Source organism: Aureivirga marina (assembly GCF_015767265.1).
GTDB classification, from domain to species: Bacteria; Bacteroidota; Bacteroidia; order Flavobacteriales; family Flavobacteriaceae; genus Aureivirga; species Aureivirga marina.
The window spans coordinates 233547-247687 of the sequence record NZ_JADPIB010000002.1 but is presented as its reverse complement, the minus strand read 5'-3'; the positions used below and the strand labels follow the sequence as shown (position 1 = coordinate 247687).

The window sequence follows — 14141 nt, the reverse complement described above, 5'->3', positions numbered from 1 at the left end:
GCAAGCTTCGGAGGTTCGAATCCTCCTCTCACCACAAAAATTTAATGACCGGGTAGCTCAGTTGGTAGAGCATCTCCCTTTTAAGGAGAGGGTCCTGGGTTCGAGCCCCAGCCCGGTCACTTAAGGTTTATAACGTAAATCTTGGTGAGATACTCAAGTGGCCAACGAGGGCAGACTGTAAATCTGCTGCGCAAGCTTCGGAGGTTCGAATCCTCCTCTCACCACAAAAATTTAATGACCGGGTAGCTCAGTTGGTAGAGCATCTCCCTTTTAAGGAGAGGGTCCTGGGTTCGAGCCCCAGCCCGGTCACTTAGCTTCACGATAAGTGGAGCTTTTTTTTTCATATATCTTTTTTAAAAAGTTGGAAAATTTTTCATTTGAATTTTTTAATAATCTACAAATAAAAAAGCGATAACAATTGTTATCGCTTTTTGTTTGAGGTTTATTTATTAATTCAAACAGTAAAGTAGAGAAAGATATTATTTTGAAGCTTTTGTCAGTTCTTCTAAGACTTTTAAAGGTCCTTTAGGAAACCAAGATTTCGCTAAAAAATCAGGAACACCAACAGGTATAAATTTTCCAATTATTTCAATTTCCACTTTTTCATCATTTATTTTTTTTATTTTATAAATGATTTCTGAAATTTCCACTCTTTTTTCGTCATTTAATTTCATTTTTTCAGGAGAAGAAATGTGTTTAGAAATAAATATATTTTCATTTTCGGAATGTGTAATAGTTCGTATTAAATCCATGTCAGACATTGGCCAAGGAGCATCGAATAAATAATAAGCAACCGTTTCATTGTTTATCTCATTAAGAACTTTACTTTCTTTACAATCATAGAATTTTTTATGATTATTTACATTCTTAATTGCATTTTTACAATTTTCGAAAGAAATAGTTTGTGTAGAATTAATTTTCCATTCAAAAACAGTTTCTTTTTTTCCTTTTTTGTTTTTTACTTCTGGAAAGCGAGTGTGAAGGGTTGTTCCATTTTTATTATGTTTTAATTTCCATTCTACATTTTCTTGAGAAAAAATAGATGTAATTGAAAATAGACAAAGAAAGATTACAATTAATTGTTTCATAATTTTTTAGTTTTAAATAAAATATAGACTGACTAATCACTCTATTGTATAATTAAATTTTTTAACTTATCATACGCCATAATAAATCAAAGCTTGTATTTATTAAATTTTTTCTTTCTTCTTGGCTAAGAGAATTTTGAATTATGTATTCTTTATTTCCCATAAAATGATTTAGAAGAAGCGTATAAATATAATCTAAAGGTAAATCTGTAAATAGATTTTTAGAATAGCATTCATTTAGAACTTTATAATAACTTTGAGATTGTTGATCTAAAGTTTCTTGAGGAATCAATTTTAAGAAAGGAGAAGATTGAAATAAAAGTATAAATTGAAATTTATCACTATGATCAATTGACCAATTTAGTGAACTTATGTAGAGAGCTTTAAATTTTGTTTTTGGATTTAAATCTCCTTTAATATGTTCTTCAATGTAATCGTTAATTTCTTCTTTTGATTTTAAATAAAGTTCTTTAATAAGAATATCTTTTGTTTTAAAATGGTGAAAAAGTGTTCCATTTGCAATTCCAGCTTCTTTAGCAATTTTGCTAGTTGGTGTACCATGAAAACCATCTTTTACAAAAAGTTTTAAAGCTGTATCAAATATTTTTTCTTTTTTATCCATTTTAAACCGACTAATTACTCTACAAATGTATAGTTATTTATTTAAAACCAAAATATTTTAATTAAAAAATAAAAAAAGGCCAAACAAAAAAGTCTAGCCTTCAAGAAATATTTTAAATTAATTCATCTTCTTCCATTAATTCGTAGCCAATTTCAACGGCCCATTGTCCACCAACATCACTTGAAAATTGCCAATTCATAACACCACCAATTCCGAAAGATTCTTTTAAAGGATAAACAATTTCAGAAACAATTGTGGAAGCAAGTAAATAACCAGAACCAGCATCTTTTTCAGTTACAGGAAAACCAAGAACGTGTTTTTCTGCACTCATTCCAGCTAAATCATTGAATTCAGAATAAGTTTCAATAATTTTTTCAGGATTGCTACTCCAAGGAGTATTGTTATAATATTGGACGTTTACAAAATCGATTGCATGACCAGCTTTTTCCATCACAGCAACATATCCGTCAATTTCTGTTCCTTTTCTAAAATAAGGAGGTTGTGGAGCATGTGCAATTTCCATATTATAAGGAAGACGCTTTTTAAGTTCTAAAGTTAAATCAATTAAAAACTGACGACCATTATAAGTTGCGGTATTTTTAAAAGCAGAAGTATCTTCAAAATCGATATCAATTCCATCTAAATTATTTTCATGGATAAAATTGACTAATTTTTCAGCCATTTCAGCCTCTTTTCCAACAATTCCTTTATAAGCTTCAGAATGCATTGCACCACCACCAAAAGAAATCATCACTTTTTTACCAGCATTTTTTAATTCTTGAATTGCTTGTTTTGTAGAATTTGTGAAAGTAGGTGGAATATTTTTCAGAGCAGTTCCTCCGTCTAAAATTAATTCCATTGGATTTTCAGGTTTTGTAAATAAAAAAGCAATCATAATATGCGTATAAGGAAGCGAAACAGCATCTTTTAAAGGAATTTGATTTCCGCAATAATAAGTTACAAATCTAGTAGTATTTTGCATAACAAATCTTTGTTTTTGTTCATTAATTTATGTTATGCTAATGTAGTGTTTTAAATTAGATTTTAACAAACATATAAATGGTATCTATTTAAAAAAGATAAGATAAAAATAGATTTCACATAATTTTATTGACAAGTATAACCACCGTCAATTGAAATTAGAGATCCTGTGATATAATCCGAATTTTCAGAAAAAAGATAAGAAACTAAAGAAGCGATTTCTTCAGGTTTTGCCATTCGTTTTATAGGTTGTGCATTATTTAAGAAAGAAATTGTTTCCTGTTTCTCTTTTTCAGAATTACAATATTTTTTTAAAAAATCGTCTACTAAAGTTGTATTTGTAGTTCCTGGACAAACTGCATTTACTTGAATATTAAAAGGAGCGTAATCAATTGCTGTACTTTTTGTGATTTGTCCGATAGCGCCTTTCGTTGCACCATAAATAAAAGAATTAGCCTTTCCCACAAAACATTGATCAGATCCATTAAGAACAATTTTTCCAAATTTTTGTTTTTTAAGAATAGGTAAAACAGATTTTAAAAGATAGAAAGTTCCGCAGAAATTAATAGAAAGAACTTTATGAAAGTCTTCGAGAGTTGTTTCTTCTAAATTTGCTAGATGATGAATTCCGGCATTACTAAAAACTGCATCAATATGTTTTTCTTTTTGATAAATGAATTTAATTTGTTGTTTTACTTCATCGAAATTAGAAATATCACAATTTAGAAAATTAGCGAAATTATGTTTTTGCGTTTTGATATCTAGATTATAGATAATCCAATTTTGAAAATATAATTTTTCACAAACAGCTTTTCCGATTCCATTTGTTCCTCCAGAAATAATAGCGATTTTCTTTATAGACATAATTAAATTCTTTAATAAGAAAGAAGTTACAAAAAATCTGTGTTTTAATTTTAAGAAATAAATAGGTTTAAAAAATGTTAATTCAGAAATAATTAAAAATAGTTTTTATAGAAAAGAAGTAATTTAAGGCTTCTATATTTTATAGAAATTAAATAATTAGGTTTTTAACGCGTCATGAAAATATAAAAATGTCAGCTTTTTTTAGTTAAAAAATTATTGTCAATGTCAATATGACATAAAAAAGTCAGTTAAAATTAAATTTTATGACAAAAAACAAGAAAAAATTGGATGGCATATAAATTGACTAAATAGAAGCAGTTATAAAAATTAGAAATAAAGACATTCAAAATATAGGATTATGAGTAAAATTATAGGAATTGACTTAGGAACTACAAACTCATGTGTTTCTGTAATGGAAGGAAATGAGCCTGTAGTGATACCAAATTCAGAAGGTAAAAGAACTACACCTTCAATTGTTGCTTTCATCGATGGAGGAGAAAGAAAAGTAGGAGACCCAGCAAAACGTCAAGCTGTTACAAATCCTTTAAAGACAATTTATTCTATAAAGAGATTTATGGGGAATAAATTTTCTGAATCACAAAAAGAGGCAGAAAGAGTACCTTACAAAGTAGTAAAAGGAGATAACGATACTCCAAGAGTGGATATCGATGGACGTTTATATACACCACAAGAAATTTCAGCGATGATTCTTCAAAAAATGAAGAAAACTGCTGAGGATTATTTAGGACAAGAAGTTTCGGAAGCTGTAGTTACTGTTCCTGCATACTTTAATGATGCGCAACGTCAGGCTACGAAAGAAGCTGGTGAAATTGCTGGATTAAAAGTAGCAAGAATTATCAATGAGCCAACAGCTGCTGCTTTAGCTTATGGTTTAGATAAGGCTGATACAGATAGAAAAATCGCTGTTTATGATTTAGGTGGAGGAACATTTGATATTTCAATCTTAGAATTAGGAGACGGAGTATTTGAAGTACTTTCTACGAATGGTGATACGCACTTAGGAGGAGATGATTTTGACCAAGTAATTATCGATTGGTTAGCTGATGAATTTAAATCAGAAGAAAATTTTGATTTACGTCAGGATCCAATGGCTTTACAACGTTTAAAAGAAGCTGCTGAGAAAGCTAAGATTGAGTTATCTTCTAGTGCACAAACGGAGATTAACTTACCTTATATTACTGCAACTGCTTCAGGACCTAAGCACTTAGTGAAGACTTTAACGAAAGCTAAATTTGAGCAATTAGCACATGATTTAGTAGTTCGTTCAATGGAACCTGTAGCAAAAGCTTTAAATGATGCAGGATTATCTAAATCAGATATTGATGAGATTATTTTAGTAGGAGGTTCTACACGTATTCCAAAAATCCAAGAAGAAGTAGAGAAATTCTTTGGTAAGAAACCATCTAAAGGAGTAAATCCTGATGAGGTTGTTGCGATTGGAGCTGCTATTCAAGGAGGAGTATTAACAGGAGATGTAAAAGACGTATTATTATTAGATGTAACTCCACTTTCATTAGGAATTGAAACAATGGGAGGAGTAATGACTAAATTAATTGATGCGAATACTACAATTCCAACAAAGAAATCTCAAGTATTCTCAACTGCTGCTGACAACCAACCTTCTGTAGATATTCACGTATTACAAGGAGAGCGTCCAATGGCGAAAGATAACAAGACAATTGGTAAGTTCCATTTAGATGGAATTCCACCAGCACAAAGAGGAGTTCCTCAAATTGAAGTTACTTTCGATATTGATGCAAACGGAATCATTAAAGTTTCTGCAACTGATAAAGCAACTGGAAAATCTCAGGATATTAGAATCGAAGCTTCATCTGGATTAACAGAAGAAGAAATCGAGAAAATGAGAAAAGAAGCAGAAGCTAATGCGGAAGCGGATAAAGCAGAAAAGGAAAAAGTGGAGAAAATCAATGGAGCTGATTCAATGATTTTCCAAACAGAAAAACAATTAAAAGAATTTGGTGATAAATTATCTATAGATAAAAAACAACCAATTGAAGATGCTTTAGAAGAATTAAAGAAAGCTCACCAGTCTCAAGATCTTGCTGCTATTGATGCTGCAATGGAAAAGATTAATGAAGCTTGGAAAGTTGCTTCTGAAGAAATGTATAAAGCACAACAAGATGCACAAGCTAACGGAGCTGGAGCTGCTGGTCCTGAAGCAGGAGCAAATGCTGGAGCGAACGCTGGTGGAAATGCAAAAGGTGAAGATGATGTACAAGACGTTGACTTTGAAGAAGTAAAATAAGTTTTGTTTTAATTATCAATATAATTTTCAAGCCCTCAATTTTTGAGGGCTTTTTTTATGATTTTAGTAAAATTATAACAAAAAAATCTGGTAAATTTTGTAAATTGATAAGCTCAAAAATTAGCTTATTAATTATGAATATACCAGAATCCGATTTACCAAGAGTTGTCATTATTGGAGCTGGGTTTGCAGGAATTGCAATTGCCAAAGGCTTAAAAAATAAGAACGTCCAAGTAGTTCTTTTAGACAAAAACAATTACCACACTTTCCAACCACTTCTTTACCAAGTTTCCACAGCAAGTTTAGAACCTGATTCCATCGCTTTTCCAATACGGAAAATTATCAAAGGATTTAAAGATTTTTATTTCAGATTAGCAGATGTAAAATCTATTAATTCTGGAAAAAAAGAATTAGAAACTTCTATTGGGAAATTATCTTATGATTATTTAGTGATTGCCACTGGATCTCAAACAAATTTCTTTGGAAATAAAAATGTTGCCAAATTTAGTATGGCAATGAAAGATTTGACACAATCTTTAGATTTGAGAAGTTTAGTTTTAGAAAATTTTGAAGAAGCAGTTTTATCTAAAAATAAACAGAGGCGGGAAGAATTGATGAATTTCGTTGTCGTGGGAGCAGGACCAACAGGAGTGGAACTTGCAGGAGCTTTAGCGGAAATGAAAAATAATATTTTACCAAAAGATTATCCAGATTTAGATTTTTCAGAAATGGAAATTAATCTAGTAGAAGGAGCTGGAAAAGTTTTGGAAGCGATGAGTGAAGTTTCTTCTGCAAAAGCACAAAAATTTTTAGAAGAACTAGGTGTGAATATTTATTTTAAAACATTTGTATCGGATTATGATGGTGTGACGGTTAGTACAAATACAGATGTGAAATTTAAAACAGCAACACTGATTTGGGCAGCAGGAGTGATGGGAGCAGCAGTGAATGGTTTGGCTGAAGGATGTGTAATTGAAAGAGCAAATCGGGTTAAGGTAGATGTATATAATCGGGTAGTTGGAGAGAAAGATATTTTTGCAATTGGAGACGTTGCTTGTATGCAAACAGATGATTTACCAAGAGGGCATCCGATGATGGCGCAACCTGCGATTCAACAAGGAAAATTATTAGCAAAAAATTTAATTGCTTCTATGGAAGGAAAAGAGTTGATTGCTTTTAAATACCACGACAAAGGTTCGATGGCAACGATTGGAAGAAACAAAGCAGTTGTAGATTTAAAAAGAATGAAATTTCAAGGAATTTTCGCGTGGTTCATTTGGATGTTTGTTCATTTAATGTCTTTGGTTGGATTTAGAAATAGAACAGTTGTGTTTTTTAATTGGGTATATAATTATGTAAGATCTGATAAAGGAACACGTTTAATTGTTCGCTCTTTTAAAAGAAAAAATAAAAAGGAATTAGAAGCAGAGAAATTTGTTTAAAATTAAGGAAATAAAAATATTTTTATAAACAGCACTTTTTCGAGTGCTGTTTTTTTAAACCTTATAATAAATTTCTTTAATTAATTCAGAACCATATTTTCGTTCCAATTTTCGAACAGTAAAATGTCCAATCGCCATGTCTTGAAAATGATTTAAAAACATGGTATTAATAGCTGCACCTCCTGCTGCTCCAATTAAAGGAATAGCTTGACCTGCTAATTTTTCTGTAATTTGAATTGAAAATCTTTCCGCAATTTTAGTAAAAACTTTTAAAATAACAGGAGCTCCTTTTTCAGTTAATCCTTTTTCAATGATATATTTACTTGCTTCCGTAACAGATTTCGCCAAAGAAGCACGAACTGTAAAATAACCAGATTGCATATTATCATCTGTCATATTATTTCCACCAAAAGCAAAAACTTCAAGACAAGCAAATTTTGTTTCAATTTCACTAATTGATTCTCCTTGTTCACGAGAAATATCAGCGATAGAACGTAACATAATAGTTGTAGAAACTGGAAGCTCCAAAGCCAAAGCTGGTAAACCGAAAAAACCTCCAACTCCACCACTTAAAGCAACTGCAAATTTGTGTTTTAAATTGGAAGATTTTGTTCCTGGAATATCTTTCATAGTGAAAATTGCGCCATTTGCAGCTTTCATTAATGATTCCACTGTAACATCGCTTAATTTTGCTTTCCATTTTTCAGGTAAACTGTCTAATCCGCTTTCAATGGGTTTTCCTATATAATTTGTAATTTTTGCAGCAAGTCCTGGGTTTTCAAGAAGTTTTTTCGCTTTTTTTAATTCGATTAAATCATCATTTGTAATTTCTTTTTCTATTTCAATCATTTTCTTTGTGTTAAAATCCAAATATAAATAAATTTTAAGCACATTAATCTCTCCTTAAAAAAGAAGAGATTTAAGCATTAAATAGATTTAATTACATCTTCAAAACACAATCTTTGTTTCGCAGTAATTGTTGGTTGATTCGAATCATTTTCATCACGATAACCGATTGCAACAGCAAAAAGTGGCGTATGATTGTCTAATTTTAAAATTTCTGCATATTTTTTTGGTTCAATTCCTTCCATTGGTGTAGAATCGATATTCATATTTGCACAAGCACTTAAAAAAACACCAAGCGCAATATAAACTTGATGAGAAAGCCAATTTACAATTTCTGTTTCAGGTTTTTCTTTTAAAAAAGTATTATAATAACCAACTGCTCCTTCAGGTAAATTTTCATTAATTTGATTTTCAAAGAAAGGTTTATTATTTACTGTATTAAAAACAATTAAATGACTTGCATCTTTGATTCTTTCAGCATTAAAAAAAGAAGCATCTGCCAATTTATTTTTAGTTTCTTGATCGGAAACAAAAATGAAATTCCAAGGTTGACTATTAATTGAAGAAGGACTTAAATGTAAGATATGTTTTAATTTTTTAATGTCTTCTTCTGCAACAGCTTTTGTGTTATCATATTTTTTTGTGGTATATCTATTTTGAATATTATTTAAAATTTCATGATTTTATTTTTTTAGTTTTATACTATAATTTTTATAGTTGCAAAATTACCAAGCGTTTGATACTTTTGCAATAACGGTCAAAAAGGATAGTTTAAAAATGTATAAAAGAGGAGAAAAAATTTATCCCTGTTGTACTTCATTAACAATGGATTATATCGGAGGAAAGTGGAAAACAGTAATTTTAGTTTATATAAAAGATTCTGTAAAAAGGTATAGTGAATTAAAACGATTAATGCCAACCATTACAGAGCGTACTTTAAGTTTACAGTTAAAACAACTAGAAGAAGATGGATTAATTTTAAAAAAAGTTTACAATACAAAACCACCTTTAAAAGTAGAATATTCATTGTCAGATTTTGGAAAAACGCTGATTCCAATTTTGGATTTAATTGTAGAATGGGGAGAAGAAATGGGAGAGAAGATGGAAGAAAAAAAGAAAAGTCAAGAAAATTAATTCCTGACTTTTTTTGTTAAAACATATTGGTTCTTAATAATACCAAAGTACAAGCTTGTTCCACTTGTATGTCGTTTTCCTTGAGTAATTTCATCAATTCAGGATTTTCAGAACCTGGATTAAAAATGACTCTTCTAGGATTTATTTTTAAAATTTGATCATAATACATTTTTTGATGATTTGGATTTAAATACATCGTAATTGTATCAATATCTTTCCAATCATTTTGAATTTCAGTATAAATATTTGTGTCATTTACACTGACTTCTTTTCCTCCAATTGCAAAAATTTTATAATTTTTTTCACCAAGCATTTCAATCGCTTTATATGAGTATCTCATTGGATTTGAGGAAGCTCCGAGAATTAATACATTTTGTTTCATAAAATCTCTTGTTAAAGAATTGTTAAAGTAAAAAAAAAAAGTAACAATAAAATATTCTCTGCGTCTTTTAGTCGTACACTTCTTTAAAATCTTTCAACACTTTTTTTAATGTTTATAGATAATTAAGAAGCGTTATTTAGAATGATTATTATGTATAACAAGGTAATATGTAATAAACTATATTGAATTAATAATAAAACGAATCAAACCAAAAAGAAAATGAAAAATTTTATATTATTTTTTAGCTGCTTATTTTTAAGCGTTGCCACATTTGCAAATGGAGAACCACCCAAAAAAGGAGCTATTACTGGAAAAATTGTAGATAAAGTAAGTTCTGAGATTTTACCATATGTAAATATTATTGTTAAGTCGAAAGATGGAAATATTTTAACTGGAGACATTACAGATGACAATGGAGAATTTACAGTAAAAAATATTGTTTATGGAGATATTGTGGTAGAATTTCAATTTATTGGATATAAAACACAAACGCACAATATTACACTAAATAAGAGTAAACATAATTTTGGAACGATTTCTTTGGAAGAAGATACAGCGCAGTTGGATGAGGTTGTGGTTGTTGCAGAAACTTCTGAAACGATTCAAAAAGTAGATAGAAAAGTAATTAATGTAGGAAAAGATTTAACATCAGTAGGAGCAACAGCTTCAGATGTTTTAAATAACATTCCTTCTGTAACTGTAGACCAACAAACAGGTTCATTAAGTTTAAGAGGAAATGACAATGTACGTGTTTTATTAGATGGAAAACCAACAACTTTAAGTGTTGAGCAACTTTTACAACAAATTCCTTCAACTTCAATTAAAAGTATTGAATTGATTACAAATCCTTCTGCAAAATACAATCCTGAAGGAATGAGTGGAATGATTAACATTATTTTACATAAGAATTCAATGATGGGATTCAATGGTAATGTGAATGCAGGATATACATATGGAAAAGGAAATCGTTTTAACGGATCTTTAGATTTAAATTATAAAGTGAATAAAGTAAACTTTTTCTTAAACTATGGAGCGAATGCTGGAAAATCTGAAAATGGAGGATATGTGAATAGATCAGGAGAGAATCCTATTTACCAAACATTTACTTTTGATAATGAAAATGTATCACATTTAGTAAAGACTGGTTTTGATTTTTATATCAACGAAAAGAATACATTATCTTTTTATACAACTCAAAATTTTATTGATTCTAAAACACCAGGAACAACTTCATTAGATTTCTTATTAAATCCGGCATTAAATACATTCCAATATAGTGATATCGATTCTGATAATTATTCTCAGATTTACAACTTAAACTATACAGTTGATTTTAATGATAAAGGACATAATTTAGATATTGAAGCAAATTATAGTAAATCAGATAATACAGAATATGCGATTTATGATGAGATTAATTTCCCAACAGATGGAACATTAAACTTTATCAATGATATTGACAAAAAAGGAGAAAATTTTATTTTCAACGTAGATTATACTTTACCAATTTCTGAAAGTTCAAAATTAGAATTAGGAGCTGAATCTAGAACACAAAAATCAGATGATAATAATATCACAACACAGTTAAGCGAAACAGGAGAAATTTTACCAAATAAATTCTTCAAATATAACAGATATATCAATTCTGCTTATTTCAATTATAACTTAGCTTTTAGTCAAAAATTAATGGCGCAAGTTGGAGCACGTTTTGAGAAATATGATGTGGAAGCAGATTTAAATGATGAGAGAATTTATGAAGATGATTATTTTACAGTATATCCTTCAGCGTTTTTAACTTTTAATCCATCAGAAAAAAATCAATTCCAATTAAGCTATAGTTATAGAGTTGATAGACCATCTTTAGGACAAGTAAATCCGATTAGAGAATTTTCAACGCCAGTAATTATCTCTGTTGGTAATCCAGAATTAGATCCACAATTTACAAACTCGGTAGAATTAAATTATACAAGAAGATTAGGAAAAGGATCTATTACAGTTGGAGCATTCTATAGATTAATTAAAGATAATATTTCAAGAACAGTTGTAAAAGATGTTGTAGATCCAACGAAGTTAATCTTATCTTATAATAATATTGGAGATAATAATGCTTACGGATTAGAAGTTTCAGGATATTACAGATTAGCAAAATGGTGGACATTAAACGGAAGTTTAAACTTCTATCAAAATACAGAAAAAGGTGTAGTTGCATTACAAAATGCAGAAGTAGACAATTTAGCATTTGATACTAGAATTAGCAACTCATTTAAAGCAACAAAGAAATTAAGATTCCAATTAACAGGATTCTATAGAGGAGCAAACAAAAGTTTACAATTTAATACAAAGCCAATGTGGGGAGTAAATACAGGAGCTAGATATACTGTATTAGATGGAAAAGGAACAATTAGTGCAAACTTTAACGATGTATTTAATACAATGAGATTTGCTTTTGAACCAGGAAAATTAAGTCCATATCCACAAGAAGGAGAATTCAGATGGCCAAGTCATACTGCTTATATCGGATTCTCATACAGATTTGGAGGAGGAAAGAATAAAGCTAGACAAAGAAAGTATAGAGATAACAATGAAAAGAGAGGAAGTGGAGGTATGTTCTAATAAATGTTAAATATTTATTAAAGACTATACTAAAACAGCAATTCATAAGTTATCATAAATAATTTAACAACAAAAATTAGAATTATAAAAAGAAAAAGAACTATTAAACTTGAATTATATGGAAATATAAATAAAGATTATAACTTATTTGAATTATTTGTTTTTTTATGCTAAGTAAGCATTTTGGTTAATCGATAAAAAGGTTGTATTTACTAAATACAACCTTTTTTCTTTTATATTATTTAAATTAATTTTTACCAGCGAATAACAGCACTTGCCCAAGTAAATCCACTTCCAAAAGCAGCAAGAACTACTAAATCTCCATCTTTGATTTTTCCTTCTTCCCAAGCTTCTGTCAACGCAATTACAACAGAAGCAGCTGTTGTATTTCCATATTTCATGATATTGTTAAAAACTTGATCATCCGACAATCCAAATTTCTTTTGAATAAATTGTGCTATTCTCAAGTTTGCCTGATGAGGTATTAACATATCAATGTCTGTAGGCTTTAAATTATTTGTCATTAAACCTTCCATAATTACTTCAGAAAAACGAACAACAGCATTTTTAAATACAAATTGTCCATCCATATATGGATAGTAAGAAATATCTTCTGGATTATTTTCTTCTAATAATTGCGGAACCCAACGACGAATACTTGGTCCTTCTACCATTAATTTTTCAGCATATTTTCCTTCAGAATGTAAATGTGTAGAAAGAACACCCTTCGAATTATCTTCTGTTCTAGATAAAACTGCAGCTCCAGCTCCATCACCAAAAATTACAGCAACATTTCTTCCTCTTGTACTTAAATCTAAACCTCCTGAATGATACTCAGAACCAATAACAAGAATATTCTTATACATTCCAGTTTTGATAAATTGATCTGCAACAGAAATTCCATATACAAATCCTGAACATTGATTTCTGATATCTAAAGCTCCAATCGTAGGCATTTCTAAAATATCTTGAATTTGAACACCTCCACCTGGGAAATAATAATCTGGACTTAAAGTTGCAAAAACAATAAAGTCAATATCATCTTTTGTCAATCCTGCTCTTTCAATTGCAATTTTAGCAGCTTTAGCTCCCATCGTTGCAGTTGTATCATCACTTCCTTTTTTAATCCATCTTCTTTCTTTAATACCAGTCCTCTCTTGAATCCACTCATCATTTGTATCCATCATTTTTGATAAGTCATCATTCGTGATTATATTATCTGGTACATAGTATCCTAATCCTGTTATTTTCGAATTGTACATAGGCTTCGTTTTTTCTATTTTCCTAAAAATAGAAAATTAATGTGATATGAAAAATGATTTTAGTATTTTTAAGTATTTTGCAATTTTTTAGAATTGTATTTTAAACTTTATTAAATTCTTATAGAAAAATTATTATGCTTGCATAGTAATTTTTTATTATATTTGGAACTATGCGAAAAGAAGAAACGATTGATTACTGTCTCAGAACCACTTGGCAGTCACTTTGTAAGATGTATAATGAACAGGCTTCGAAGTATGATACTACAATGACAACAGCTTTCGTGATGCTGAGTATTGACAAAAAAAATGGAACACGCTCAACGGATTTGGGTCCTAAATTAGGAATGGAACCTACAAGTCTTTCTAGAACTTTAAAAGATATGGAAGCAAAAGGTTTAATTTTTAGAGAAAAAAATCCAAAAGATAAAAGAAGTGTTTTAATTAAATTAACAGATTTTGGAATGGAAAAAAGAGAACTTTCCAAAACCTATGTTTTAAAATTTAATGACACAATCAAAGAACACATTCCGATGGAAAAACTGAAAACTTTTTTTGAAGTTTCAGAAGAAATCAATCGATTGATTGTGGATAAATTAATTTTCGATGAATAACAAAAGAAA

Annotated in this window: 13 protein-coding genes and 3 tRNA genes; 8 read left to right on the top strand and 8 right to left on the bottom strand. The window is 29.7% G+C overall.

What is annotated here, in order from left to right:
• The first annotated feature begins 46 nt into the window (after nucleotides 1–46).
• The 3 genes from I1A51_RS05245 to I1A51_RS05235 all read left to right on the top strand — a co-directional run bounded on the left by I1A51_RS05245 (nucleotide 47) and on the right by I1A51_RS05235 (nucleotide 309).
• A tRNA-Lys gene (locus I1A51_RS05245) sits at nucleotides 47–119 on the top strand.
• A gap of 24 nt (nucleotides 120–143) precedes the next feature.
• A tRNA-Tyr gene (locus tag I1A51_RS05240) sits at nucleotides 144–224 on the top strand.
• A 12-nt stretch (nucleotides 225–236) separates the two neighbouring features.
• A tRNA-Lys gene (locus I1A51_RS05235) sits at nucleotides 237–309 on the top strand.
• 170 nt (nucleotides 310–479) lie between these two features.
• Here I1A51_RS05235 and I1A51_RS05230 read toward each other — a convergent pair.
• The 4 genes from I1A51_RS05230 to I1A51_RS05215 all read right to left on the bottom strand — a co-directional run bounded on the left by I1A51_RS05230 (nucleotide 480) and on the right by I1A51_RS05215 (nucleotide 3555).
• Nucleotides 480–1088: an SRPBCC family protein gene (locus I1A51_RS05230; protein WP_196891774.1), complete on the bottom strand. Its 609-nt coding sequence runs from the start codon at nucleotides 1086–1088 to the stop codon at nucleotides 480–482.
• A gap of 61 nt (nucleotides 1089–1149) precedes the next feature.
• Nucleotides 1150–1710, bottom strand: coding sequence for a TetR/AcrR family transcriptional regulator (locus I1A51_RS05225; RefSeq protein WP_196891773.1), 561 nt, complete (start codon nucleotides 1708–1710; stop codon nucleotides 1150–1152).
• A 112-nt stretch (nucleotides 1711–1822) separates the two neighbouring features.
• A complete protein-coding gene (locus I1A51_RS05220; protein WP_196891771.1) occupies nucleotides 1823–2692 on the bottom strand; it encodes a glycosyl hydrolase family 18 protein in 870 nt (289 codons plus the stop codon).
• A gap of 125 nt (nucleotides 2693–2817) precedes the next feature.
• Complete coding sequence (locus I1A51_RS05215) at nucleotides 2818–3555, bottom strand: SDR family NAD(P)-dependent oxidoreductase (protein WP_196891769.1); 738 nt, start codon at nucleotides 3553–3555, stop codon at nucleotides 2818–2820.
• Between the two features lie 358 nt (nucleotides 3556–3913).
• Here I1A51_RS05215 and dnaK point away from each other — a divergent pair, with 358 nt between their 5' ends.
• Both dnaK and I1A51_RS05205 read left to right on the top strand, forming a co-directional pair.
• Nucleotides 3914–5842 (top strand): molecular chaperone DnaK, encoded by a 1929-nt coding sequence (gene dnaK, locus I1A51_RS05210; RefSeq protein ID WP_196891768.1) that lies wholly within the window; start codon nucleotides 3914–3916, stop codon nucleotides 5840–5842.
• A 134-nt stretch (nucleotides 5843–5976) separates the two neighbouring features.
• Nucleotides 5977–7284: an NAD(P)/FAD-dependent oxidoreductase gene (locus I1A51_RS05205; protein WP_196891762.1), complete on the top strand. Its 1308-nt coding sequence runs from the start codon at nucleotides 5977–5979 to the stop codon at nucleotides 7282–7284.
• 54 nt (nucleotides 7285–7338) lie between these two features.
• Here the strand turns inward: I1A51_RS05205 and I1A51_RS05200 are convergent, their stop codons facing one another.
• Both I1A51_RS05200 and I1A51_RS05195 read right to left on the bottom strand, forming a co-directional pair.
• On the bottom strand, nucleotides 7339–8133 hold the full coding sequence (locus I1A51_RS05200) for an EcsC family protein (RefSeq protein ID WP_196891760.1): 795 nt from the start codon (nucleotides 8131–8133) through the stop codon (nucleotides 7339–7341).
• Nucleotides 8134–8210: 77 nt separating this feature from the next.
• Nucleotides 8211–8792, bottom strand: coding sequence for an NAD(P)H-dependent oxidoreductase (locus I1A51_RS05195; protein WP_196892383.1), 582 nt, complete (start codon nucleotides 8790–8792; stop codon nucleotides 8211–8213).
• 115 nt (nucleotides 8793–8907) lie between these two features.
• Between I1A51_RS05195 and I1A51_RS05190 the strand changes: the two genes are divergently transcribed.
• Entirely contained in the window at nucleotides 8908–9264 is a 357-nt protein-coding gene (locus tag I1A51_RS05190) for a winged helix-turn-helix transcriptional regulator (RefSeq protein WP_196891758.1), read from the top strand.
• A gap of 16 nt (nucleotides 9265–9280) precedes the next feature.
• Here I1A51_RS05190 and I1A51_RS05185 read toward each other — a convergent pair whose 3' ends face one another.
• Complete coding sequence (locus I1A51_RS05185) at nucleotides 9281–9646, bottom strand: CoA-binding protein (RefSeq protein WP_196891757.1); 366 nt, start codon at nucleotides 9644–9646, stop codon at nucleotides 9281–9283.
• A 219-nt stretch (nucleotides 9647–9865) separates the two neighbouring features.
• Here I1A51_RS05185 and I1A51_RS05180 point away from each other — a divergent pair, with 219 nt between their 5' ends.
• Nucleotides 9866–12259 (top strand): outer membrane beta-barrel family protein, encoded by a 2394-nt coding sequence (locus I1A51_RS05180; protein WP_196891755.1) that lies wholly within the window; start codon nucleotides 9866–9868, stop codon nucleotides 12257–12259.
• A gap of 254 nt (nucleotides 12260–12513) precedes the next feature.
• Here I1A51_RS05180 and I1A51_RS05175 read toward each other — a convergent pair whose 3' ends face one another.
• On the bottom strand, nucleotides 12514–13521 hold the full coding sequence (locus I1A51_RS05175) for a 3-oxoacyl-ACP synthase III family protein (protein ID WP_196891753.1): 1008 nt from the start codon (nucleotides 13519–13521) through the stop codon (nucleotides 12514–12516).
• A gap of 170 nt (nucleotides 13522–13691) precedes the next feature.
• Between I1A51_RS05175 and I1A51_RS05170 the strand changes: the two genes are divergently transcribed.
• Nucleotides 13692–14132, top strand: coding sequence for a MarR family winged helix-turn-helix transcriptional regulator (locus I1A51_RS05170; RefSeq protein WP_196891752.1), 441 nt, complete (start codon nucleotides 13692–13694; stop codon nucleotides 14130–14132).
• The last annotated feature ends 9 nt before the right edge of the window (nucleotides 14133–14141 follow it).